This is a genomic window from Ruegeria sp. O5 (assembly GCF_056535105.1).
This window is the reverse complement of record NZ_JBQERN010000004.1, coordinates 84,673-108,943: the sequence shown is the minus strand read 5'-3', so window position 1 is coordinate 108,943 and position 24,271 is coordinate 84,673. Positions and strand designations below refer to the sequence as shown.

The following is a 24,271-nucleotide window of genomic DNA, read 5'->3' as shown; positions in this document are numbered from 1 at the left end:
AGGGACGTCAACAGCCGCGAAAGGCCAGCCCAATGAGCAGTGAGCATTACACACCGCCTGTGAACCCTCTGCCACCTGCTGTGGTGGCGTTGGTTCTGTTCATCATCGGGATAGAAATTGCCTTCACGCTGGGATCACGCGGGCTGGTCGGAGGGCCAGCGGCGGTGGGCTGGCGGCTGGATGCGATCCAGAATTACGCGTTCTCGGCGGATATTTTCGACTGGATGGTTCTGAACGGGCGCTGGCCATTCGAACATGTCATCCGCTTTGTTACCTATCCCTTTGTATCCGCCAATTTCACGCAGGCGATTTTCGTCTGTGTTTTCGTGCTGGCGATGGGCAAAATGGTTGGCGAAGTGTTCGGCGGTTTCCCGATGCTGCTGATTTTTGTCGTGTCGGGCATTGGCGGCGCATTAGTCTACGCTGCGTTACTGGACCCACGCTATCCGCTGATTGGAGGGTTCCCGCCGGTGTATGGTCTGATTGGCGCATTTACGTGGTTGTTGTGGCGCAAACTGTCACTTGTAGGTGCAAACCAAGCACGGGCATTTCAATTGATTGCCGTCCTTATGGGCATACAATTTCTTTTCGGCCTGATCTTTGGTGGCAACTGGGAATGGGTTGCTGATCTGGGTGGGTTTGCCACCGGTTTTGGCTTGTCTTTTCTTGTTGCACCGGGCGCGTGGTCACGGATCGTCGGACGCATTCGCCGGGATTGATCACGACCGGCGCAGGGCTTGCTTGAACTCCGACAGCTTGAAGGCGCCGAAGATATGGCCCAGAAGGAAATATGAGACGCCAGCGACCATGATCAGGACCAGCAGTGCCAGATAGCGCCAGCCGGGAACATCCAAAGCCCACCCGAACAGGTAAAGCGCTGCGTATAAGATCGCGCCCATCCCAAGCGAAGCAGCCACAATCCGGCCTGCGCGCTTTCTGAACCGGACATCGAAGCGCGCCTCTTCACCCATTCGTCGTGCGCCAAGTGCCAGCAGAACGACCATCGCCCACCCGGCAGTCGATGCGGCAATTGCCGGCGCGATCCAGCCCACCAGTGGAAACAGACCAAACGCCAGAGCTGCGTTCACGATCATCGCAACAATCGCGTAGTGAAACGGGGAACGTGTATCCTCGCGCGCAAAAAACAGTGGTTGCAGCAATTTTTGCAACATGAAGGCCGGAAGCCCGACCCCGTAGATGGCAACCGCAAGGGCCGTGGCGGCCGTGTCCTCGGGGCCGAACTGGCCGCGTTCGAACAGCACCGACACGAGGGAGGTTGGCATAACCACGAAGGCCACAGTCGAAGGCAGCGTTAGCAGCAGTGTGAACTCACCGGCCCGGGAAAAGGCATTGCGTGCGCCCTCTTTGTCCTCCGCACGCAAACGGCGGGACAGGTCCGGCAACAAGACTATGCCGACAGCAATGCCTACAACACCCAAAGGCAACTGGTAGAGCCTGTCTGCGGCAAAAAGCCAGCTGACGGCATTTTCGGTTTTCGATGCAACCAATTGCCCGACAACCAGATTGACCTGTGTGACCCCCATCGCCAGCGCGGCCGGGACCGCGATACGTACCATCCGTCGCATTTCGGGCGTCAGGCGCGGCATGCAGGGGCGAATGCGGATGTTGGCGCGTTCGGTTGCAACCCAGACCAACGCCAGTTGTGCGACACCGGCGACCGGAATGACTGAGATCAACCACCGGATCACCTCGCCGCCGGACATGGCACCTGCGATCAGGGCGGTGCAGGCGAAAATGTTCAGCAGAACAGGTGCGGCTGCCGCCGCTGCGAACCGCCCGGTTGCATTCAGAACACCTGAAAACAAGGCAGCCAGAGACATGAACAGGATATATGGAAATACAACATATCCATAGTCCACCGCCAGATCGAACCGTTCATCGCCATAAAACCCTTCGGCGGTCAGCCACACCAGACCGGGCATGAAAACCATGGCCAGCCCGACCAGCGCAAGAACAGCCACGGCCAAAAGATTGAACGCGTCCTGCGCAAAACCCTGAGGGTTTTCGTCTGCTTCCAGCCGTTTGGAAAACATCGGCACAAAGGCCGCGTTAAATGCCCCCTCGGCGAAAAAGCGGCGGAACATGTTGGGCAGGCGAAAGGCTGCAACAAAGGCATCCATCACTGGGCCCGGTCCGATATAGGCCGTCAGCAGTATTTCCCGTAGAAACCCTAAAATTCGGCTGGCGAGCGTCCAGAAGCCGACCGTGAACAGGCCCGAGAACAAGCGTATTTGCTTCATGAGGCCGCACGCTCGGCGCCTTCGGTGATTGCCGTGCGCAACTTGGCCTCAAGCCCGCGCTGCTTGCTTTCCGAGTAATATTTCAAGCCAAACATGTCCTTGACGTAGAACGTATCGACCACCTGTTCGCCATAGGTCGCGATCACGGCATTGGCGATATACACGTTCGCCGCGGCCAGGGTCCGGGTCAGATCAAACAGCAGGCCTGGGCGGTCCCGTGTGTCCACCTCGATGATCGTGTAGATTTCAGAGCCCTCGTTATCGAATGTGATGTGCGTTGGTACGTTGAAAGCGCGTTCGCGTTTCTTGATTTTGTCACGCGACTTCAGCGCTTCCTTCGCGACGACTTCACCGCGTAGGGTCTTGTGAATCATCTGCGTCAGGCGTGGAAGGCGTGATGCCTCGAACGGGTGCCCTTCGGCATCCTGAATCCAGAATGCGTCCGTCACGTAACCGTCTTTGGTGGTATAGCTTCGGGCATCGACGACATTCGCGCCGACTAGGGCCAGTGCCCCGGCGATGCGGGCAAAAATACCGGGGTGATCGCCCATCGCAAAACAGGCCCGCGTCGCATCCCGGTCTTCATCAGGTTGCAGGCGAATTTCCATCGCGCCGGGATCGCCGCTTTGTTCCAGCGCGTGCAGCATCTCGGCAAACTCGATATGCGTCGCAAGGTTCAGGCCCTGCCAATAAGGGGCGTAGTGGCGCCCGGTCTCGACCTTGAGGTCAGCTTTGGACCAGTTGTCCAAAGCACGGCGCAGCGCTGTTTTGGCTTCGGCCCCCCGGTTTGCCCGGTTCAGGTCTTCCATACCGGTTTCCAGTGCACGCTTTGTTTCAGCATGCAGGGCGCGCAGCAAGGTGGCCTTCCAGTTGTTCCAGGTGGTAGGGCCAACACCGCGAATGTCACAAACCGTCAGTACCGTCAGCAGATCAAGCCGTTTGGTTGTCTGAACAGCCTTGGCAAAATCGCGCACCGTCCGAGGGTCGGAGATATCGCGTTTTTGGGCCATATCGGACATTAGCAAGTGATAGCGCACCAGCCATTCGACGGTTTCGGAGTCCGATTTGTTCAGGCCGAGCCGAGGCGCCACCTTGCGCGCGATCTGCGCCCCCAGAATCGAGTGATCTTCGGGGCGGCCTTTCGCAATGTCATGAAGAAGAAGCGCGACATACAGCACCTTTCGGTTCACCCCGCCTTTCAGAATCGATGACGCCAGAGGCAGGGATTCGACCAGCTCTCCGCGTTCGATCTGGGCAAGATTGACGATGCATTGGATCGTATGCTCGTCCACCGTATAGCTGTGATACATATTGAACTGCATCATTGCCACGATGTGCTCGAACTCGGGCAGGAAAGCGGACAGCACGCCCAGCTCGTTCATCCGTCGCAATGCGCGTTCCGGGTTGCCGTGTTTCAACATCAGATCCAGGAAAATGCGCTGAGCTTCCTTGTCGCCGCGCATTTCGTCATCGATCAGATGCAGGTTCGCGCTCACCAGCCGCATGGCATCAGGATGGATCAGCATGCCTGTCCGCAAACCTTCTTCGAACAGGCGCAGCAGGTTCACTTTGTCGGAGAGAAATTTCTCAGGTTCCACCAGATCCAGACGACCGTGAACCACCTTGTACCCTGCCTTGACCCGTCGACGCCTGCGGAAAATGCGTTCCAGCAGGGGCGCACCTTTCATGTGCAGCGCTTCGAGTTTGGTCAGGAAGATGCGCGTCAACTCACCTACGCGGGTGGCTTCGCGGAAATACCGCTGCATGAACACTTCGACCGCGCGACGCCCGGCGCGGTCCTCGTACCCCATGCGTGCGGCGACCTCGACCTGCATGTCAAAGGTAAGCTGCTCGGTCGCGCGACCGGTGACTAGATGCAGGTGCGAGCGTACAGCCCAAAGGAACTCTTCGGCCTGAACGAAGGTCTTGAACTCTTCGGGGGTGAACAAGCCCAAAGGCACCAGTTCGGCCACGTCCTGAACGCCATAGATATATTTCGCGATCCAGTAGAGGGATTGCAGGTCGCGCAGGCCGCCTTTGCCTTCCTTCACGTTGGGTTCGACCATGTAACGCTCGCCTTGTTTATGGTGGCGTTCGTCACGTTCGTGCAACTTGGCTTCGATGAACTCGCGTTCGGTTCCCTTGAACAGTTCGTCTTTCAGCCTTCGGTCCAACCCGTCCGCCAGTGCCTTGTCACCGGCCAGATAGCGTTGCTCCAACATCGCTGTGCGGATCGTAAAATCCTCGGCACCCAACCGCAGACAATCTTTGATCGTGCGTGACGAATGCCCGACCTTAAGCCGCAAATCCCACAGGATATAAAGCATCGACTCGATGACGCTCTCGGCCCAGGCGGTGATCTTGTAGGGGGTGAGGAACAGCAGGTCGACATCTGAAAACGGTGCCATTTCCCCGCGTCCGTAACCGCCAACAGCCAGAACGGCGATCTTTTCTCCTTGGGTGGGCGTTGCAAGCGGATGCAGGCGTGTGCTTGAGACCAGCATCGCCGTCCCAACCAGTTGATCCGTCAGGTATGTATATGAGCGCGTGAGTGCACGCGCGTCGAAAGGACGTTCGCCAAATGCCTCTGCAATGGCCGCGCGGCCAGACTTTTGAGCCTCGCGCAGAATGCGCACCGTCTCGGACCGCATTTTGGTGTTGTCCGGGCAGACCTCAAAGGCCTGAGCCAGCGCATCATTGACTGCAGTGCTGTCGAAGATGTCCCCAGCGGGGCAGATCAACACGCTTTCGGGCACGTTGATCGCGCCCGTCAGATCAGAAACCGGCACCAGAGAAGCTTTGTGGGGCAGGGTCAATCACAACCACCTGTTTGTTCTGGATCGTGGCAACGGCCAGACCGCGTTCGTTGGTGCCGTCCGGGCGTAGGCGGAAGATGCCGCCAACACCCTGGAAACCGGCGTTCTGCGTCAGGGCCGAAGCGGTCAGGGCGTCTGATTTGCCCTGGCTGACCAAGGCACCAATTGCGGCGATGCCGTCATAGGCCAAGCCGCTGATCGGGTGCGGTGCTTCGCCGTAGGTTGCGTTGTAACGCTGACGGTAGGCTTGTGCCTTGGACGGGTCAGGCAACGCAAACCACCCCCCCTGAACCCCCGGAAGCTCCAGAGTTTGCGGAGGGATATCCCAACGTGTCAGGCCAATGAATTGCGTGGTTGCCGGAGAAACACCGGCCTCTGGCAGCAATTGCGAGAACAGCGGCAATGCCCCCGCCGTGGTCGCCGTCAGAAAGATCGAATCCGCGCCCGTCGAATCGACAGTGGCCTTGATCGTGGGAACCGCATTAATGACACCCTGTTGCGACCGGTCGTATGCGACGGTCCCTGCATTGTTGACCCGACTGTTCGCTATGGCATTGGCGATTGCGGACCGGCCCAACTGTCCTGCGGCGTCGTTGCTGTGCACGACCACGGTGTTGACCTTGCCCTGACTGCCCGCATAATTCACCAGCCGGTTGGCCGTGTTGTCAAAGGTCGGGCCCAATACAAAGACGTTGCCGCCTGCAATGCTGGCGTTGTTTGAAAACGAAAGAACGTTGACGTTCTTGCTCAGCACCGCCAATCCCGCAGCATTCGCTGCTTGGGCATATACTGGACCAATGATGATTTTTGCCCCGTCCGCAACAGCCTGTTGTGCAACGGCTGTCGCCGTGTTCGGGTTTCCGGCCGTGTCATAAACGCGTAAGTCGATCTGGACATTTGGCAAATCCGACATTGCAAGCCGCGCAGCATTCTCAAGGCTTTGCGCCAGCGCTGCATCACCAGATTGCGCAGATCCTCTGGGAACCAGCAAGGCGACAGGAACCGGCTTTGCGGTATTGATCGAGGGACCTCCGCCAAGACCACCTGGTTCACAGGCAGCAAGAAACGCTGCGGTCGTCAGGGCAGCGGCGACTTTCGCCAGCTTGCTTACGGGCTTGCAAACGGTAAACATCTAAATGAAAACTCCCTGATCCGGCGGCTGCGAATGCTTCTGTTCTGTTGAGCCGCGATAATAAACGTCACGCTGTGAGGGTCCAGCTTTGAATTTCCAAAAGATCAAGTTGGCTGCGGGCCTGTATTTTGTTGCCACTCCGATTGGAACAGCACGCGACATTACGCTCAGGGCCTTGGATGTTTTGGCCTCAGCCGATGTGATTGCGGCAGAAGACACCCGCAGTTTACGTCGCTTGATGGAAATACATGGCATCCCGCTGGAAGGCCGACGAATCCAAGCCTATCACGACCACAGCGGCGCAGGCGCACGCGGCAAGATCATGGAGGCGCTGGCGCAAGGGCAATCGGTGGCCTACGCGTCCGAAGCAGGAATGCCGCTAATTGCCGATCCGGGCTATGATTTGGGCAAGCAGGCCGCCGAAGCCGGGTATACCGTGACCTGCGCCCCGGGCGCGTCTGCCGTTGTAACGGCCCTGACGTTGGCGGGGCTTCCCACGGACGCCTTCTTTTTTGCAGGCTTCCTTCCCAACGCATCCAAAGCACGCCGCACCCGTATCGAGGCGTTGAAGGACATCCCCGGCACATTGGTGTTCTACGAATCTCCGAAACGCGTTGCCGCCTGTCTGTCGGACCTGGCTGAATGCTTGGGGCCTGAACGGCAGGCTGCGCTTTGTCGAGAGCTGACAAAAAAGTTTGAGGAGGTCCGTCGCAGCAGCCTGTCCGAACTGGCAGAGGAGTATCGGGGCAAGACGGTCAAAGGCGAGATCGTCCTGCTGGTGGACCGCAGTCATTCGCAAAGTGTTAACGAATCCGATCTAGAAGAAGCTTTGAAACGAGCTTTGGAAAATCACTCGGTTCGGGATGCAGCGGATCTTGTCTCGGAAATGTACGACCTGCCGCGCCGACCGATTTACCAGAAAGCTCTGAAATTGGGCAAGGGATAACATGGGGCGGCGCGAACGACAGGGTTCGATCTCTTACCACGCCGGACAGGCCGCAGAGTCACAGGTCGCTGCAGATTACGAACGTCGGGGCTTTGCCATAGCGCATCGTCGCTGGCGGGGCGCTGGCGGAGAGATCGACCTGATTGCGCGCGACGGCGACGGGCTTGTGTTTATCGAAGTTAAGAAAAGCACCAGCTTTGAAAAAGCCGCTGCCCGGATCAGCCGCAAGCAGATCGAACGAATTTATGCCTCCGCCGCGCAGTTCTTGGAAAACGAGCCGGACGGGCAGCTGACAAACGTGCGCTTTGACGCGGCGCTTGTGGATGGTTCTGGCGCGGTTCAAATCATCGAAAACGCCTTTGGTTTTGGCTAAGCCCCATTGAACCCACAGGCGTGCTGGTCCATGTATCTGGCGGGAAACTGAGGGACATGCCATGAAAATCGCCTTTCAAATGGACCCGATCGGGGCCGTGGATATCAACGCCGACAGTTCATTCCGTCTGGCAGAAGAGGCACAGGCGCGCGGGCATTCTTTGTTTTTCTATGGTCCGGATCATTTGGCCTATCAGCAGGGTCGTATCACCGCGCGAGGTCACGACATGACTGTGCAAAGGGTTGCCGGAGATCCTGCGGTTCTGGGTCCCGAACGTGAGGTGGATCTTGCCGATTTCGATGTCGTCTGGCTGCGCCAGGATCCGCCTTTTGATATGCACTACATCACGTCCACGCATTTGCTGGATCGTCTCAAGGGTCAGACGCTGGTCGTCAACGATCCGTTCTGGGTGCGCAACTACCCGGAAAAGCTGTTGGTGCTGGATTTCCCCGACCTGACCCCGCCAACAACGATTGCGCGTGATTTGCAGACGATCAAGGCGTTCAAGGAAAAGCACGGCGATATCATCCTCAAGCCGCTTTACGGGAATGGCGGCGCGGGTGTGTTCCGGCTTGACGCCAATGACCGCAACCTGACTTCCTTGCATGAGCTGTTCACCGGATTCTCGCGCGAACCTTTGATCGTGCAGAAATTCCTGCCGGATGTCAGCAATGGCGACAAACGGGTGATTCTGGTGGATGGCGAAGCGGTCGGCGCAATCAACCGGGTACCCGCCAAAGGCGAAACGCGGTCGAACATGCATGTTGGCGGACGTCCGGAAAAGATCGGCTTGTCCGAACGCGATCTTGAGATCTGTGCGGCGATTGGGCCTTTGCTGAAGGAAAAGGGTCAGGTCTTTGTCGGAATTGACGTTATTGGCGACTATCTGACCGAGATTAACGTGACTTCACCGACCGGCATTCAGGAGTTGGAACGGTTTGACGGCGTAAATATTGCTGAAAAGATCTGGCAGGCCATCGAGGCCAAGCTTTAGGCCATAACCCGGGCAGAGATCCGAAAACTAAGTGCCTCGGCCACGTGTTGGCGGCGGATATCGGTCGCGCCGTCCAGATCGGCGATGGTGCGCGCCACCCTCAGGATTCTATGGAAGGCCCGGGCTGACAGGCCGAAACGATCTGCGGCTTTCAACAGCAGCTCTTTTCCTTCGGCATCGGGCGTGGCGATCTCTTCCAGTATTTTGCCTTCTGCATCAGCGTTTTGTCGTAACTCCGGCGTGTCACAAAACCGGTCTGCCTGAATGGCACGCGCCCTTTCGACACGTGCTGCAACCGTCGCCGAACTGTCGCCCGAAGGGGGCAGATCAAGGTCGGTAAAGCCCACGGGCGGAACTTCGATCCGCAGGTCGAACCTGTCCATCAACGGGCCCGAGATTCGGGTCAGGTAATCTTCGCCACATCCCGGTGCCCGCGAACAGGCACGGGACGGATCGGTCAGATAGCCACATTTGCAAGGGTTGGCGGCGGCGACCAGCATGAAACGACAGGGGTATTTCACATGGGCGTTCGCGCGCGCCACCATGACTTCGCCGGTTTCAATGGGTTGCCGCAGGGTTTCCAGAACGGTGCGTGGAAATTCGGGGAATTCATCCATGAACAGCACACCATTATGGGCCAATGAGATTTCGCCCGGTTTGGCCCCTTTCCCGCCACCAACTATGGCCGCCATCGAGGCCGTGTGGTGCGGTTCGCGGAACGGGCGAGTGCGGTTTATTCCGCCTTCATCCAGTAACCCACATAGCGATTGGATCATCGACGTCTCCAGGGCTTCCACGGCAGTAAGCGGCGGTAAAATTCCGGGAAGCCGCGCCGCCAGCATGGATTTGCCCGATCCCGGCGTGCCGATCATGATCAAGTGGTGACGTCCGGCGGCGGCGATTTCCAGGGCGCGTTTGGCGCGCTCCTGCCCTTTCACATCGCGCAGGTCGCGGTTGGACGGTGTCAGGTTCACTTCGCCAGCTTGCGCCGCTGGCAAAGGGGATTGGCCCGAGAAATGACGCACGACCTCTCCAAGTGATCCGGCGCCGATCACTTGAGTGGCATCTACCCAGGCCGCCTCGGCGCTGGAGGCGCGCGGACAAAGCAAGGCGCGGTCTTCTGAAGCTGCCGTCATCGCGGCGGGCAAAGCACCAACAACGGGCACCAGAGAACCGTCGAGTGACAACTCCCCCAATGCAACGGTGCTTTCCCCGGCATCGGCAGGGATGATGTCGAGCGCGGACAAAAGCGCGACCGCGATGGGCAGGTCGAAATGGCTGCCTTCTTTAGGAAGGTCGGCGGGGGACAGATTGATGGTGATCCGCTTGGACGGCAGCGCGATGGCCATCGCGTTCAGCGCGCTGCGGACGCGGTCACGCGCCTCGGACACGGCTTTGTCGGGCAGGCCCACGATGGAAAAGGCTGGCAGTCCGGGTGACACCGCGCATTGCACCTCGACCGGGCGGGCATCGACCCCTTGAAAAGCAACGGTGTGGGCGCGGGCGACCATGGCAGTCCTGTTTTGGTTAACAGGACGTTGCTGCCACGGTTCTGGTTTAAGAGTCGTTAACGGCTGCGCGCATGGCCGCGAATTTGGGCCATGCTCCGGGGTCGGCCACAGTTTTGTTCCGGCAGAATGGGTTGCAGAACCCCCAGCATTGCCCGTCAAGCTCCAGGAAATCGGTGACAGGCTTGCCGGAATACGGGCAGGCGGCGTTGATTGACGGACCACCTGAAACCGGCTTCGCAGCAGAAACACCCCCGACTGGCCAAGGGCCGGACGGCAAGTCCTGCGCGTATGGGAAGGTGTCATACTCTACGGTCAATCCCATGGCGCGCCACTGTCTGACGATGGGATCAGAGAGCAGTTCCATGCAATAAGCCCGGTTCGCCTCTGACACCGGCAGCCCATATCCTATAATCCGCGCAGCAACGGGTGTGTAGAAGACGTCTGCCAGTGAATAGGCACCAAATAACGGGCCTTGGTCTGCCCCTGACACGCTCCGCGCATGTGCCCAGAGTGTTTCAACCCGCTCAAGGTCTGACAAAGTCGCCCCAGATGGCGCGAAGCCTTGCCACACGTTGCGCAGCTGCATGGCGCATTCTCCGCGCAGGGCGCTGAATCCGGCTACCATTTCGGCGCATAGCCAGCGGGCGGTTGCCCGGGCAGCGGCATCCGAAGGCCACAACCCGGCATCGGGGTGGCGTTCGGCCAGGGTTTCGGCCATCGCCAGGCTTTCCCCCACAACCGTTCCATCCGGCAGGCGCAAGGCGGGAACAAGGCGGGCAGGGGCCAGCGGTTCCATGTCTTGCGCCATAGTGCCGGAATAGAGGCCTATCATGTGGCTGCGATAGGGCAGGTTGAATTTCTCAAGCATCAACCAGCCGCGCATTGACCAGCTGGAGAAGAGGCGATCGCCGATATAAAGGTCATAAGTCATGCGCGGACGATGCCTCAGCTTTGCGGACCGGTAAATCAGTGATTTGTGTTGGACCTGTTCACGGAAGGTGATTGATCGACCCGACAGTCCACGCCCCGCCGTTGACAGCGATATCCGTCACCGAAAGGTTGTCGATCCGATGCGCAAAGGTCTGCTGCCCGTCCAGACCAAGGGCGCGTTGTACTTGTGTCAGGATCACGCCGAAATGCGCGACGATCACCAGATCGCGGCCCGTATGCGCGGACATAAGCGCGTCGATCGCGGAATCGACCCGGTCGCGGACCTCATTCCAGCTTTCACCTTGCGGTGGGCGGACATCACCGGGGTTGTCCCAATAGGCAAAAGCCAGCTCGGGGTCTTCGGCTTCAATATCGGCAAACCCGCGAAGCTCCCACTGACCGAAATGGATTTCCCGCAGGTCCGGGTGATGTGGCAGACGGTGACGCTGGCCCTGAATGGCCGAAGCAGTGTCAATTGCGCGCGACAGGTCGGACGAAATCACAAGTGCATCGAATGGCAAATGGTCGTGCAGGCGCTTCAGCGCCGCTGTATCGCTTAGATCAGCAGGCAGATCGGACCAGCCAACCATCGTCTTTGCATGCGTGGGCCCGTGGCGAACAAGATGCAGTCGTGTCACGGTAGCTGCCCTTTCAGGACCAACGGCAACCCGGCGGTCACTTGCACCACCAGATCAGCCTGCGCCGCAAGTGCGATGTTCAGCCGGCCCTGCGCTTCGCGAAAGCGGCGGGCAAGCGTGTTATCCGGAACAATACCGTGCCCGACTTCGTTCGACACGATCACAATCTGCGCGGGGCATGCACGCAGGGCCTTTAGCAGGTCAGTTTGGACTGCGCCCAGATCGGTTTCGGCCAGCAAGTGATTGCTGAGCCACATGGTGGCGCAATCGACCAGACACACCTGATCCGAGGACAGGCTGGACAGCACCGGCCTCAGGTCAAGGGGCTCTTCAATCGTGGTCCAACCGCCGCCCCGCTGTTCCAGATGGCGATCAACCTTCTGCCGCATCTCGTCATCAAACACTTGTGATGTCGCTAGGTAAACTCGATTTTTCCCTGTGGAAACAACGAGGTTCTCGGCAAATGCCGACTTGCCCGAAGCAGCTCCACCCAGAATTAAGGTTAAATCTGACGCCACAGTACTTACCTAAAGATGATCCAATTGGTGCTGTTTTGCGTATCGGTCATAGGTCGGCATGGCAAGCCCGGCCAACGCCTGCAAATCAGGGGAGAGGTTTATGGCACTGGACAACGCGACAGATTTTTCGATGTCCCGGCAAGCGATGAAGGCCGAGTTGCTGGATGCTGAAACGGAACTGAGGCTGGCCTATGCCTGGCGTGACCAGCGTGATGAACAGGCGCTGCACCGCCTGATCACAGCGTATATGCGGCTGGCAATTTCGATGGCGGCCAAGTTCAAACGCTATGGCGCGCCGATGAATGACCTTATCCAGGAGGCCGGTCTGGGTTTGATGAAGGCCGCAGACAAGTTCGACCCTGATCGTGGGGTGCGGTTTTCGACTTATGCGGTGTGGTGGATTAAGGCGAGCATTCAGGATTATGTGATGCGGAACTGGTCCATGGTGCGAACGGGGTCCACCTCGGCGCAGAAATCGCTGTTTTTCAACATGCGTCGGGTTCAGGCCCGGCTGGAACGCGAGGCCGCGACCGAAGGTCTTGAACTGGATCGCCACCAGTTGCATCAGATGATCGCCACAGAGATTGGCGTTCCTCTGCGCGATGTGGAACTGATGGAAGGTCGGCTGTCAGGGTCGGATTTTTCCCTGAACGCGGTGCAATCCGCCGACGAAGACGGGCGTGAATGGATCGATGCGCTGGAAGATGAACGCGAACAGGCCGCCGAAGCAGTTGAACACACCCACGACACCGAACAGTTGCGCCAGTGGTTGCTGATCGCGATGAACGCACTGAATGACCGCGAGCGGTTCATTGTGCGCGAACGCAAACTGCGCGAGCCTGCGCGGACACTGGAGAGTCTCGGCGTCGAGTTGGGACTGTCCAAGGAGCGGGTGCGACAGCTTGAGGCCGCAGCGTTCGCAAAAATGCGCAAGAACCTTGAAGCCCAGTCGAACGAGGTGCAACACTTCATCGCATGAAACAGCTTGCGATTCTTGCGTGTGTTCTGGGCCTTACGGTTGCAGCAGCGCGACCCGGACTGGCGGAAGATCTTATTTCTGATGATGCGGCTCTCGCGATGCGGGATGCAGATGTGGTAATTCTGGGAGAGGTTCACGACAATCCCCGCCACCACCTCATTCAAGCCGAAGCGATAAAGGAAATCTCACCCTCGGCCGTTGTCTGGGAGATGGTCACCGAAGAAGGCGCGCAACGGCTGGCGCAAAAAGCCGTCTCCAACCCGGAAGAGTTGAGCCGTATTCTGCAATGGGCAGAAAGTGGTTGGCCACCGCTCAGGCTGTATTATCCGGTGTTCAAGGCTTCAGGCGCGCCGGTTTACGGGGCCATGGTGCCGCGTGCTGCCGCGCGGGGCGCGATGGAACGCGGGGCCGCCACGGCGCTGGGTGCAGACGCGGCGCGCTATGGTTTGACTGTACCGCTGACGCCCGAGGAGCAGGCGGCGCGCGAGGCGGATCAAATGGCCGCGCATTGCGATGCTCTCCCGCCGGAAATGTTACCCCAGATGGTCGCGATCCAGCGTTTGCGCGATGCGGTTCTGGCCCGTGCGGTGATGCGCGCGATGGAAGAAACCGGCGGACCGGTTGCCGTGATCACTGGGAACGGACATGCGCGCAAAGACCGAGGTATCCCGACATTTCTTGAACGCCTTCAACCCGGGTGGAAGGTGGTCTCGGTCGGACAGTCCGAGGACAACATCATCGACGGTGACTTTGATATCGTAATCGATAGCCCCACAGTTGAGCGTGAAGATCCCTGTGCGGCGTTTCAGGTTCAGAATTAATCGCTGGAACAACCTGATGGCCTTGCCTAATGTCGGGGCCGACCGGGACAGGAAGGGCTGAACATGCTGTCATCCAAACGCATTCTGCTGATCGTCGGCGGCGGCATCGCGGCCTACAAGTCGCTGGACCTGATCCGCAGGCTGCGTGAACGCGGCGCAGCTGTGACGCCTGTGCTGACGCGTGCGGCAGAAGAATTTGTAACACCTCTGTCCGTGTCTGCCCTTGCCTCAGAAAAGGTCTATGGCGATCTGTTCGATCTGACCGCCGAGGCCGAGATGGGCCATATCCAGCTGTCACGCTCTGCCGATCTGATCGTTGTGGCCCCCGCAACAGCAGACCTGATGGGCAAGATGGCCGGGGGGTTGGCAAATGACCTGGCATCGACCCTTCTGATGGCAACGGACACGCCTGTTCTGTGTGCGCCCGCGATGAATGTACGCATGTGGGAACACCCGGCGACACAACGCAACCTGATGCAGCTTCAAGCGGATGGCGTACGCTTTGTTGGCCCAAACGAAGGTGATATGGCCTGCGGTGAATATGGGCCGGGACGCATGTCGGAACCGCTGGAAATCGTCGCGGCGGTTGAGGCGCAGCTTGCGGCAGGACCCTTGGTAGGAAAGCGCGTGCTGGTAACTTCGGGCCCGACGCATGAGCCGATTGATCCGGTCCGGTATATCGCGAACCGCTCTTCCGGGGCGCAGGGTTCGGCCGTGGCACAGGCGCTTGCGGATTTGGGGGCCGAGGTGATCTTTGTCACAGGCCCCGCAGACGTACCGCCTCCGGCGGGTGTGCAGGTCGTGCCGGTCGAGACCGCGCAACAGATGTCGGACGCGGTTGATGCGGCGCTTCCCGTCGACGCGGGCGTGTTTGCGGCTGCGGTGGCAGATTGGCGCGTGGCCAGTGCGTCGGACAAGAAACTGAAGAAAAGCCGCGACGGTCTGCCGGTTCTGGAATTTGCCGAGAACCCCGACATTCTCAAACGCGTCTCGCGGATGGAAAATGGGCGCCCACCTTTGGTTGTCGGCTTTGCGGCCGAGACCGATGACGTGATTGAACACGCCACCGCCAAGCGACTGCGCAAAGGCTGTGACTGGATTGTCGCCAACGATGTCAGCCCTTCCACCGGGATCATGGGCGGGTCCGAGAATGCGGTTATCCTGATCTCGGACAGCGGAGCCGAGGAATGGCCGCGTATGGGCAAGGCTGAGGTTGCGCGGCGGTTGGCAAGCAGGATCGCAGACGCGTTGGCGGGCTGAAGGAAAGGCAAAACCATGGTTGCAATTCGAGTGATCCGCGAAGACGGGGCAGACCCCGCCGTGGCGCTTCCGTCCTACGAAACTGCGGGTGCGGCGGGCGCGGACGTGCGTGCCAACTTGCCCGAGGGGGTTTCGATCATGTTGGAGCCCGGACAGCGGGCGCTAGTACCGACCGGTCTGCGCATTGAAATCCCGCAGGGATACGAGGTTCAGGTTCGGCCCCGCTCGGGCCTTGCACTGAAACACGGGATCACGCTGCCCAATACGCCGGGCACTATTGACAGTGACTATCGCGGACCTCTGGGGGTGATCGTGATGAATGCCGGTCAGGAACGGTTCGAGATTGCCCATGGTGATCGTATCGCGCAGCTGGTAGTTGCCCCTGTCGTGCAGGCGGCATTCGAATTGGCTGAGGCATTGGGTGAAACAGATCGCGGGGCTGGCGGTTTCGGCTCGACCGGGCGCGGCTGATGCTGCTGGTTCTTGTTCTGGCAGCGGGGCTATGGGGCGTTGGCTATATCGCCGGCACGTCTAAATCGGCGCGCGTGCTGTCGGTGAGTGTGTTGTTGGTCGGGGTGGTCCTGTCTCATCTGATCTTGCCGGATGGGCACCCCCTGCGCGAAGCAACCGGTGGGTCTGCGGCGCTGTGGCTGATCCTTGCAGGTTTCGCGGCCATCGTTTTGCTGTATGGCCGTGTGCTGAAGGCCCTGCGCAACCGAGCGGTGCAGGCCTCCAAACCGGAAGCCGCCATGCCCTCTGACCGTTTCACCGAAACCGAACTGAACCGGTACGCCCGTCACATTGTGCTGCGCGAATTGGGCGGGCCGGGTCAGAAAAAGTTGAAACAAGCCCGTGTTCTGGTGATCGGTGCAGGAGGTTTGGGCGCCCCGGCGCTGCAATATCTGGCGGCCGCAGGTGTGGGTACAATCGGGGTCATTGACGACGATATAGTCGAGAATGCGAACCTGCAGCGGCAGGTGATCCACCGCGATGCTGATATCGATATGCCCAAGGTCTTTTCCGCCCAGCAAGCGATGGAGGCGCAGAACCCGAATGTGGTGGTTCTGCCCTTTCATCGCAGATTGAGCGATGAAATCGCGGCAGATCTTTTTGCCGACTTCGATCTGATCCTTGACGGTACGGACAATTTTGAGACCCGCTATCTGGCCAACCGGACTGCCGCCGCGCTGGGCAAGCCACTGATTTCGGGGGCCTTGTCGCAGTGGGAAGGGCAGCTCAGCGTGTTTGACCCAGTCAATGGCAGCCCGTGCTACCAGTGTATCTTTCCCGAAGCCCCAGCCCCCGGTCTGGCCCCGTCCTGTTCCGAGGCAGGTGTGATTGGCCCGTTGCCGGGTGTTGTTGGATCGATGATGGCGGTTGAGGCGATAAAGGTGATCACGGGCGCTGGCATGGCGCTGCGGGGCGAGATGCTGATCTACGACGCCCTATACGGTGAAAGCCGCAAGATCACGCTGACCCGCCGTGCCGATTGCCCCATTTGCGGTGCCGCAAGCAATTAACCTTTCTTAACGTGGGCTGGGGGTTCTGGAACACCCGGCCATGGCGAACTAGCTATTGTGTCAAAGGAGATCCGCATGACCAACCCGATCCTGTCCAACTGGACCACCCCATTCGAAATAGCCCCTTTCGCCGATATTTCGGACGAAGATTTTGCACCGGCTTTGGATCAGGCGATGACTGCGCATAACGCGCAGATCGACGCGATTGCAGCAAATGCAGAGGCCCCTACTTTCGCTAACACGGTCGAAGCCCTTGAGGCTGCGGGCGAGCAGCTGGACAAGGTTCTGTCGGTCTTCTTCACTGTTGCAGGCGCAGACAGCAACCCCAAGCGGGAAGAGTTGCAGCGCACGTTTTCCCCCAAGCTGTCGGCGCATTTCTCGGGAATTTCTTCGAACAAGGCGCTGTTTGAACGCGTTGCAAACCTTTGGGCGCGGCGCGAAAACCTGAACCTGACCGAGGAGCAGGCACGCGTTCTGATGCTGACCCATCGGGGTTTTGTTCGTGCAGGCGCGGCGTTGGACGGGGACGAAGACGCTCGTATGCAAGAAATCAAGTCGCGCCTCGCCTCGTTGGGGACGTCCTTTACCCAGAACCTGCTGGCGGATGAGCGGGATTGGTTCATGGATCTGACCGAACAAGATCTGCAGGGCCTGCCGGATTTCGTTGTGAATGCGGCACGGGCTGCTGGTGCGGAAAAGGGCGCCTTGGGGCCGGTTGTTACCCTCTCCCGGTCGCTGATCGTGCCGTTTCTTCAGTTTTCACCCCGTAGGGATCTGCGCGAAAAAGCCTATCGCGCCTGGGCTGCCCGCGGGGCGAATGGTGGCGAGACCGACAATCGCGACATCGCGGCTGAGATTCTGGGTTTGCGTGAGGAACGCGCCAAGCTGTTGGGCTATGACAACTTCGCCGATTACAAGCTGGAAACTGAAATGGCTCGTACTCCGGACCGGGTACGTGAGTTGTTGATGCAGGTGTGGGAACCTGCCAAGGCCCGTGCCGATGCGGACGCGGAATTCCTGACCCGGATGATGCAGGAAGACGGTGTCAACGGCCCGCTGGAAGCATGGGACTGGCGCTATTACGCTGAAAAGCGGCGCAAGGCGGAACATGATCTGGATGAGGCGGAACTGAAACCCTACCTGCAACTGGACCGGATGATCGAGGCATCGTTTGCTTGTGCAAACCGCCTGTTCGGGCTGGAATTCAAGCCTTTGAACGTGCCGCTTTATCACCCTGATTGCCGCGCGTGGGAGGTTACGCGCAACGGTCGGCATGTCGCCGTGTTCATCGGTGACTACTTTGCACGGGGGTCAAAGCGATCAGGTGCCTGGTGCAGCGCGATGCGGGCACAGGCCAGATTCCCGAAAGAACAGGCACCGATTGTCATCAATGTCTGCAACTTCGCCAAGGGTGATCCGGCGCTGCTGTCTTATGACGATGCACGCACCCTGTTCCACGAGTTTGGCCACGCCTTGCACCAGATGCTGTCCAACGTGACCTATGAAAGCATCTCGGGGACTTCGGTTGCGCGCGATTTTGTCGAACTGCCCAGCCAGCTTTATGAACACTGGTTGGAAGTGCCCGAAGTTCTGGCCGAGTTTGCCACCCAGGCCGAAACGGGCGAACCGATGCCGCAGGAGATGCTTGAAAAAGTGCTGAATGCCGCCAATTTCGACCAGGGGTTCCAGACGGTTGAATATGTCGCCTCGGCCCTTGTTGATCTGGCCTTCCACGATGGCGACGCCCCGGCAGACCCGATGGCAAAACAGGCCGAGGTTCTTGCCGGGTTGGGGATGCCGCAAGCCATTGGAATGCGCCATGCCACGCCCCACTTTGCGCATGTATTTGCAGGCGATGGCTATAGCTCGGGCTACTACAGCTATATGTGGTCCGAGGTGATGGATGCTGACGCCTTTGCCGCCTTCGAAGAAGCAGGTGGTGCCTTTGATCCTGAACGGGCCAAAGCGCTGGAAGACAATATCTTGTCCACCGGCGGTTCGCGCGAGGCAGAGGATCTGTATCTGGCGTTCCGGGGACGATTGCCGGGCGTGGATGCCCTGTTGAAAGGCCGCGGTCTGATTGCGGCGTGACGTCAGTAGCCCAGCGTGCGGTCGACCAGGTGCACAAAGGGCTCGCCGGATTCCCCGCGCCGGATGTTTTCGCAAATGACCTGTGCGGCAGTGACCGGGCGGGTCTCGGACGCGATATGCGGGGTCACGGTGACATTCGGATGCGCCCAATAGGGGTGATTGGTGGGCAAGGGCTCGACACGGAACACATCCAGCGTTGCGTGGCCCACCTGGCCCGAGGTCAGGGCATCCAATAGCGCATCATCATCAATCAGCGGCCCGCGTCCCGGGTTGATGATACGCGCACCTTTGGGCAGCAGGGCCAGCGTTTCCGCATTCAGCGCGTTTTCAGTGGCAGGTGTATCGGGCAGCAACAAGACTACGATTTCGGCATGAGAAAGCGCCTGGCGCAGCCCTTCGGCACCATGCAGGCAGGTTACACCGGGGATGTCCTTGGCTGTACGGCTCCAGCCTAAGACCCGAAACTCAAGCGCGGTCAGCGCGCGGGCCACGGCTTCGCCCAATGCTCCAAGCCCCAGAATACAAACGTTGCGCTCTTGCGCCAGCGGTGGGACGTCTGGGGCCCAGACACCGTCCTGTACCGTGATGTGCCGGTCCATCCCCAGATGGTAGCGCAACACGTGGCCAACCACCCACTCGATCATGCCTTGCGTCAGACCGTGATCCACCATCCGCGCCAATGGAACGATCAGTGTTTCGTTACCCACGATTTTTTCGACACCGGCCCAAAGGCTCAGCACCGCTTTCAGGCGCGTGAAAGGTCTGAAATCCTGTACCCCTCCGTTTGGGGCGTAAACAACGTAATCGACCTGATCCGGTTCGAACTCGGTTCCTAGCTGGACGTCCAGACCCGCCTCATCAAGATATTGTGTCAGCAGCGGCTGATACACCGGCCAAAGGGCAGGCCGCGCGGAAAACAGGACGTTCACAGACATCAGAGCCCTTTCAGATCAACGGGGGCGGTGAATATGGGCGCTTTGGACGATGCCAAAGGCTGCCATCAGAACCAGCATGGCCGAGCCACCATAGCTGACCATTGGCAGTGGTACACCCACGACAGGGGCCATACCCATTACCATCGACATGTTGACGGCGAAAAACAGGAAGAAGTTCAACGCGATACCCAGCGTGACCAGAGATGAAAACCGGTCCTTGGTTGCCAGGGCCGTGACCATGCAGAAAACCAGAATCAAGGCATAAAGGGTCAACAGGGTCGTTCCCCCGACAAATCCGAACTCTTCGGCCAACGTCGTGAAAATGAAATCGGTATGCTTCTCGGGCAGGAAGTTCAGGCGGGACTGCGTGCCTTGCATGAAACCACGCCCGTTCCATCCCCCGGACCCCAAGGCAATCTTGGACTGGGTAATGTGGTATCCGGCCCCCAATGGGTCGGTGGACGGGTCCAGAAAGGTGTCGATGCGCCGAAACTGATAGTCCTTCAATAATTGCCACTCGGTCCCACGGCTGTTGAACACAGCGGCGATCAGGCCCACGACAGCAGCAATAACGGCGGCAAAATAGGCCCAGTGAACCCCTGCCAGAAACATCAACCCACCTCCTGCGGCCAGAAGCAGGATGGATGTGCCAAGATCGGGCTGTTTCAGAACCAGCAAGGTAGGCAGGATGATCAGGACAACCGGGATAAGAACCCAAAGCGGACGAGACGTTTTGTGCGAGGGAAGCCAGTCGTAATAAGCTGCAAGCAACATGACCAGCGTGACTTTCATGACCTCTGAGGGTTGCAGGCGCATAAACCCAAGGTCGATCCAGCGCTGCGCACCCATGCCGATGGTGCCGAACAGTTCGACAAATACCAGCAAAGCCACCGAGCCGAGATAGGCCAGCACCGACATGTTGCGCCAGAACCAAATCGGAACCAGTGCGATGATGAACATCACTGTCAGGCCAAGCCCGAAACGTTCCATTTGCGGCTCGGCCCAGGGCGTCCACGAACCGCCCGCAACAGAATACAGCATCAGAAAGCCCGCGCTGGCGGTGCTGATCAGCAGCAACGTCAGCGGCCAGTTCATATACAGGAACTTGCGAAACCCCGACGGCGTGGATTTGACGGCATATTCAAGATAGCTCATGCACGGTCCTTTCCATCCGGTCGCGCTTTGGGGCGCTTGTCACCCTCCAGCCGTTTTTGCTGTTCCTTGATGCGTTCGCGGTCGGCAACCGGGTATGCCTCAAGCGGCGGAGTGCCGTCATAAAGAGCTTGCAGCATGATGTCGCGTGCAACCGGGGCTGCGGCAGTGGACCCGCCGCCGCCATGCTCAACAACCACGGCCACGGCATATTTTGGGTTGTCATACGGTGCGAAGCAAACGAACAGCGCGTGGTCGCGACGCTCCCACGGCAAGTCCTCGTTTCGGATCACGCCTGCGGCCCGTTCTGCTTTGGTGATGTTTCGAACCTGGCTGGTTCCGGTTTTCCCCGCCATCCGGAACTCATCCGCGATGATGCGGCTTCGATATGCCGTTCCCCGCCTGTCATTCGAGACCGAGAACATAGCCTTGCGGACCTGTTCCAGATTGTAGGAATTAAGGCCCAGTGGTTCTCCGGCGCCCGAGGGTTGTTCAACACCGTCGATCGAGCGCACCAGGCGCGGCGTGACCGCGCGACCGGTGGCGATGCGGGCGGCCATCACAGAAAGCTGCAGCGGTGAAGCCAGCATGAATCCCTGGCCGATGGACGCGTTTGCCGTATCGCCCACAAGCCACTCCTGACCGTGCGCGCGCTGCTTCCATTCCTGGTTGGGGGCCAGTCCATCCGCCACCGCTGACATAGGGATGTCATGCTTGACCCCCAGTCCCAAAGTGCGGGCCATGTCAGAGATCTTGTCGATGCCAACCCGCAGAGCCACGTCATAGTAATAGACATCGCAGCTGCGTTTCAGCGAGAGGTTGAGGTCAACCGTTCCGTGCCCGCCACGCTTCCAGCAATGGAAGCGACGGCTGCCGACCTTCAGGTGTCCGGGGCAGTACACGGTGTTGCCGGGAGAGACTACGCCCGCTTCCAACGCGGCCAGCGCGGTGACCATCTTGAAGGTCGATCCCGGAGGATAAGTTCCTTGCACGGATTTATTCGCCAGCGGACGGTACTTGTCTTCTGTCAATGCCCGGTAATCGGCGACCGAAATGCCACGAACAAACAGGTTCGGATCAAAACTGGGTGCCGAGGCGACCGCACGCAAGTCACCGGTTTCGCAGTCTATGACAACTGCGGCTGCACTTTCGCCCGCCAGTCGCGCCTGTGCATATTGTTGCAGATCAGCGTCGATGGACAGTTGCAGGTCAGCGCCGGGTTGTCCTTCCTGCCGGTCAAGCTCGCGCATGACGCGACCCGTCGCGTTGACCTCGACCCGCTTTGCACCGGCCTTGCCGCGCAGTTCGATTTCCTGCTTGGCCTCAAGGCCAACCTTTCCAATCTGGAACCTTGGAATGCGCAATACCGGCTCAGGGTCTTCTATCTTGCTGAGGTCATAGTCACTGACCGGGCCAACATAGCCGACGATATGTGCGAAATCCTCGTATCGTGGGTATTGCCGTGTCAGGCCGACCTCGGGCGTTACGCCCGGCAGCGCCGGAGCATTGACCGCAACCTTCGAGATATCCTCCCATGTGACCTGATCCGCCAGCGTCACCGGCAGAAACGGCGCCGAGCGGCGCATTTCAGTCCTGGCGCGCTCGATCTCATCTTCGTTCAGAGGGATCAGTTCCGACAGTTTGGCGATGACTTTTTCCACGTCATCGGCGTCTTCACGAACGATGACGATGCGATAGGAAGGTGAGTTCTGGCCGATGATCTGGCCGTTCCGGTCATAGATACGCCCACGGGTCGGCGGGATAAGCCGGATGTTGATACGATTTTCTTCGGCCAACAGGCGGTATTCGTCGGCCTGTTCGACCTGCATGAACCGCATTCGTGCGGCCAAACCGCCTATGAACACCGCCTGTAGGCCACCCAGCAACAGCGCTCTGCGTGGCAGGCGCTTATAGGCAAGGCCCTGGGACTTGGGTTTACGCTGTTTCATGCCCGGCTTCCCACAGCGCTGACATCAGCAGCGGATATGCGGCGAACCCCCAACGCGCTTTGGCTAAGCATCACGACCAACGGGTAGACAGCGACCGTCAGCACAAGCTGAATCACGACCGGCCCCAATGCGGCCTGTTGCACGGACATCACCGATAGTACGACCCTGTTCATCAAAATGACCGCCGTGATCACAATGCCGACAGACATCCATTCTCCGGCAAATCCCGCATCCCTCATACCCAACGCCGCTGACCGCAAATAGGCCGACCCGACTACGGTCAGCGCTGCCAAAAGGCCCGGTGGACGTTGCAGTAGAAAGTCGGCCATCAGCATGACAAGCGCAACCAATACAGTCGGGACGTAATCGGGCCGTCGCAACACCCAGGCAAAAGTCAGGGCAATCAGGACGTCGGGAAAAGGCCAGCGATCGGGTTGAGCGTCCAACGGCAACAGATGCAGAAACAGCACAGCAAAAGCCAGCAAGGCATAAAGGCTGCGCATGGCCCAGATTTGCGAGGCCGGTCTATCCATCGCTGACCTCATCCGGGGTCAGCGCCGCCTCTGGGCGGGTGGGGCCTACGATACTGCCCGGATCCTGAATGGGCGGAGCCGAGTGAAACCGCAGAACCCTGAGAAATTCGAGCCTTTCGAAATCTGCCGACAGGCGGACCCGCAGGCGCCCCCCGGGATCTGCCGCGATTTGACCGATCAACAGGCCCGCAGGAAACACGCCACCATCACCCGAAGTGATCACACGGTCCCCGGGGCGAACCAGCTCGCGGTTTTCAAGAAACTCCACCGCGGGCGCGGGGTTGTTGTCGCCTTTGATCAGCGCGGTCTGGCCAGAAGGTTGAATGGTTGCGGGAATCGCGCTGGTGGCATCCGTCACAAGGATCACGCGTGCCGTGTCAGGGCCAACACCTGATATCCTGCCGACCAGGCCAATGCCGTCCATCGTGGCCCATCCATCCACGATCCCGTCACGCTCTCCGACATTCAGCAGAACGGATTGTCGGAATGGCGACCCGCTGTCGGCCATGACAACGCCGGTGATATAAGTCAGACGCGGGTCAAGGCGGACATTGTTCAAATCCAGCAGTCGCGCGTTTTCCTGTTCAAGCTGCAAAGCAGCCTCTTTCCAGGAGCGCATCAGGCGCAGTTCGCTACGCAGTTCCCTGTTCTGTTCGCTCAGGCGCTGATAGCTTTGGAAGTCACGCACCAGATTGACGGCGGCAGTCACCGGGACCATGGCCCATTCCATAGATGGTACAACCGTATCCACGATTCGCGCACGGAACCGTTCTACGCGCGGGCTGTCGATGCGCCACAGAAGGAAGATACCAAGCAGGCACAGCACAACGATCCCCAACAACAAGCGGCGCAGGGGGGTCGTATACTCATCGCGCTGTGATCGGTCTTTTGCCACAGGTTACCTTCCCGTGC

22 protein-coding genes are annotated in these 24,271 nt (G+C 59.2%); 10 read left to right on the top strand and 12 right to left on the bottom strand.

Going from position 1 to position 24,271, the window contains the following annotated elements:
* The first annotated feature begins 32 nt into the window (after positions 1–32).
* A complete protein-coding gene (locus tag ACR0M3_RS08185) occupies positions 33–719 on the top strand; it encodes a rhomboid family intramembrane serine protease (protein WP_480910213.1) in 687 nt (228 codons plus the stop codon).
* Here ACR0M3_RS08185 and murJ read toward each other — a convergent pair whose 3' ends face one another.
* Genes murJ through ACR0M3_RS08170 form a run of 3 tightly spaced genes read right to left on the bottom strand, consistent with a single transcriptional unit; the run spans position 720 to position 6,209 of the window.
* A complete protein-coding gene (murJ, locus tag ACR0M3_RS08180) occupies positions 720–2,261 on the bottom strand; it encodes a murein biosynthesis integral membrane protein MurJ (protein ID WP_480910211.1) in 1,542 nt (513 codons plus the stop codon).
* Positions 2,258–5,077, bottom strand: coding sequence for a [protein-PII] uridylyltransferase (locus tag ACR0M3_RS08175; RefSeq protein WP_480910209.1), 2,820 nt, complete (start codon positions 5,075–5,077; stop codon positions 2,258–2,260). Before ACR0M3_RS08175 ends, murJ begins: the two co-directional genes overlap by 4 nt.
* Positions 5,037–6,209 carry a penicillin-binding protein activator gene (locus tag ACR0M3_RS08170; RefSeq protein WP_480483206.1) on the bottom strand — a complete coding sequence of 391 codons (1,173 nt, stop codon included), beginning with the start codon at positions 6,207–6,209 and terminating at the stop codon, positions 5,037–5,039. Before ACR0M3_RS08170 ends, ACR0M3_RS08175 begins: the two co-directional genes overlap by 41 nt.
* 88 nt (positions 6,210–6,297) lie before the next feature.
* Between ACR0M3_RS08170 and rsmI the strand changes: the two genes are divergently transcribed.
* From rsmI to gshB, 3 genes are all read left to right on the top strand, one after another.
* Positions 6,298–7,155: a 16S rRNA (cytidine(1402)-2'-O)-methyltransferase gene (rsmI, locus tag ACR0M3_RS08165; protein ID WP_480832265.1), complete on the top strand. Its 858-nt coding sequence runs from the start codon at positions 6,298–6,300 to the stop codon at positions 7,153–7,155.
* A gap of 1 nt (position 7,156) precedes the next feature.
* The gene (locus ACR0M3_RS08160; RefSeq protein WP_480483210.1) at positions 7,157–7,528 is read left to right on the top strand and encodes a YraN family protein; all 372 of its coding nucleotides are present in this window, start codon (positions 7,157–7,159) and stop codon (positions 7,526–7,528) included.
* Positions 7,529–7,589: 61 nt separating this feature from the next.
* Positions 7,590–8,522 (top strand): glutathione synthase, encoded by a 933-nt coding sequence (gshB, locus tag ACR0M3_RS08155; RefSeq protein WP_480832263.1) that lies wholly within the window; start codon positions 7,590–7,592, stop codon positions 8,520–8,522.
* Here the strand turns inward: gshB and ACR0M3_RS08150 are convergent.
* Genes ACR0M3_RS08150 through cobU form a run of 4 tightly spaced genes read right to left on the bottom strand, consistent with a single transcriptional unit; the run spans position 8,519 to position 12,119 of the window.
* The gene (locus tag ACR0M3_RS08150; protein WP_480910207.1) at positions 8,519–10,033 is read right to left on the bottom strand and encodes a YifB family Mg chelatase-like AAA ATPase; all 1,515 of its coding nucleotides are present in this window, start codon (positions 10,031–10,033) and stop codon (positions 8,519–8,521) included. The two genes, gshB and ACR0M3_RS08150, sit on opposite strands and share 4 nt — an antisense overlap.
* Positions 10,034–10,079: 46 nt before the next feature.
* On the bottom strand, positions 10,080–10,964 hold the full coding sequence (locus ACR0M3_RS08145; protein WP_480910205.1) for a glutathione S-transferase: 885 nt from the start codon (positions 10,962–10,964) through the stop codon (positions 10,080–10,082).
* Between the two features lie 58 nt (positions 10,965–11,022).
* Positions 11,023–11,601 carry a histidine phosphatase family protein gene (locus ACR0M3_RS08140; RefSeq protein ID WP_480506763.1) on the bottom strand — a complete coding sequence of 193 codons (579 nt, stop codon included), beginning with the start codon at positions 11,599–11,601 and terminating at the stop codon, positions 11,023–11,025.
* Positions 11,598–12,119 carry a bifunctional adenosylcobinamide kinase/adenosylcobinamide-phosphate guanylyltransferase gene (gene cobU, locus ACR0M3_RS08135; RefSeq protein WP_480910203.1) on the bottom strand — a complete coding sequence of 174 codons (522 nt, stop codon included), beginning with the start codon at positions 12,117–12,119 and terminating at the stop codon, positions 11,598–11,600. Before cobU ends, ACR0M3_RS08140 begins: the two co-directional genes overlap by 4 nt.
* A gap of 100 nt (positions 12,120–12,219) precedes the next feature.
* Between cobU and ACR0M3_RS08130 the strand changes: the two genes are divergently transcribed.
* The 6 genes from ACR0M3_RS08130 to ACR0M3_RS08105 all read left to right on the top strand — a co-directional run bounded on the left by ACR0M3_RS08130 (position 12,220) and on the right by ACR0M3_RS08105 (position 18,790).
* Positions 12,220–13,098, top strand: a complete 879-nt coding sequence (locus ACR0M3_RS08130; protein ID WP_267365420.1) for an RNA polymerase factor sigma-32 — start codon at positions 12,220–12,222, stop codon at positions 13,096–13,098.
* Positions 13,095–13,919, top strand: a complete 825-nt coding sequence (locus tag ACR0M3_RS08125; RefSeq protein ID WP_480773307.1) for a ChaN family lipoprotein — start codon at positions 13,095–13,097, stop codon at positions 13,917–13,919. Before ACR0M3_RS08130 ends, ACR0M3_RS08125 begins: the two co-directional genes overlap by 4 nt.
* A 63-nt stretch (positions 13,920–13,982) precedes the next feature.
* Positions 13,983–15,179, top strand: a complete 1,197-nt coding sequence (gene coaBC / locus ACR0M3_RS08120) for a bifunctional phosphopantothenoylcysteine decarboxylase/phosphopantothenate--cysteine ligase CoaBC (protein WP_480910202.1) — start codon at positions 13,983–13,985, stop codon at positions 15,177–15,179.
* 15 nt (positions 15,180–15,194) lie between these two features.
* Positions 15,195–15,650 carry a dUTP diphosphatase gene (gene dut, locus ACR0M3_RS08115; protein ID WP_480869958.1) on the top strand — a complete coding sequence of 152 codons (456 nt, stop codon included), beginning with the start codon at positions 15,195–15,197 and terminating at the stop codon, positions 15,648–15,650.
* Positions 15,650–16,699: a HesA/MoeB/ThiF family protein gene (locus ACR0M3_RS08110; protein ID WP_480869960.1), complete on the top strand. Its 1,050-nt coding sequence runs from the start codon at positions 15,650–15,652 to the stop codon at positions 16,697–16,699. The genes dut and ACR0M3_RS08110 overlap by 1 nt, the downstream gene beginning before the upstream one ends.
* A 75-nt stretch (positions 16,700–16,774) precedes the next feature.
* A complete protein-coding gene (locus ACR0M3_RS08105; protein WP_480910200.1) occupies positions 16,775–18,790 on the top strand; it encodes a M3 family metallopeptidase in 2,016 nt (671 codons plus the stop codon).
* Positions 18,791–18,792: 2 nt separating this feature from the next.
* On the opposite strand, the gene ACR0M3_RS08100 is transcribed toward ACR0M3_RS08105, so the two are convergent.
* The 5 genes from ACR0M3_RS08100 to mreC are packed head-to-tail and all read right to left on the bottom strand — an operon-like array spanning position 18,793 to position 24,254.
* Positions 18,793–19,725, bottom strand: coding sequence for a 2-hydroxyacid dehydrogenase (locus ACR0M3_RS08100; RefSeq protein ID WP_480910198.1), 933 nt, complete (start codon positions 19,723–19,725; stop codon positions 18,793–18,795).
* A gap of 15 nt (positions 19,726–19,740) precedes the next feature.
* Complete coding sequence (gene rodA / locus ACR0M3_RS08095) at positions 19,741–20,880, bottom strand: rod shape-determining protein RodA (RefSeq protein ID WP_480910196.1); 1,140 nt, start codon at positions 20,878–20,880, stop codon at positions 19,741–19,743.
* On the bottom strand, positions 20,877–22,826 hold the full coding sequence (gene mrdA / locus ACR0M3_RS08090; RefSeq protein ID WP_480910194.1) for a penicillin-binding protein 2: 1,950 nt from the start codon (positions 22,824–22,826) through the stop codon (positions 20,877–20,879). Before mrdA ends, rodA begins: the two co-directional genes overlap by 4 nt.
* Positions 22,823–23,359: a rod shape-determining protein MreD gene (locus tag ACR0M3_RS08085; RefSeq protein ID WP_480832246.1), complete on the bottom strand. Its 537-nt coding sequence runs from the start codon at positions 23,357–23,359 to the stop codon at positions 22,823–22,825. The genes mrdA and ACR0M3_RS08085 overlap by 4 nt, the downstream gene beginning before the upstream one ends.
* Positions 23,352–24,254, bottom strand: coding sequence for a rod shape-determining protein MreC (mreC, locus tag ACR0M3_RS08080; RefSeq protein ID WP_480910192.1), 903 nt, complete (start codon positions 24,252–24,254; stop codon positions 23,352–23,354). The genes ACR0M3_RS08085 and mreC overlap by 8 nt, the downstream gene beginning before the upstream one ends.
* Positions 24,255–24,271: the final 17 nt, after the last annotated feature.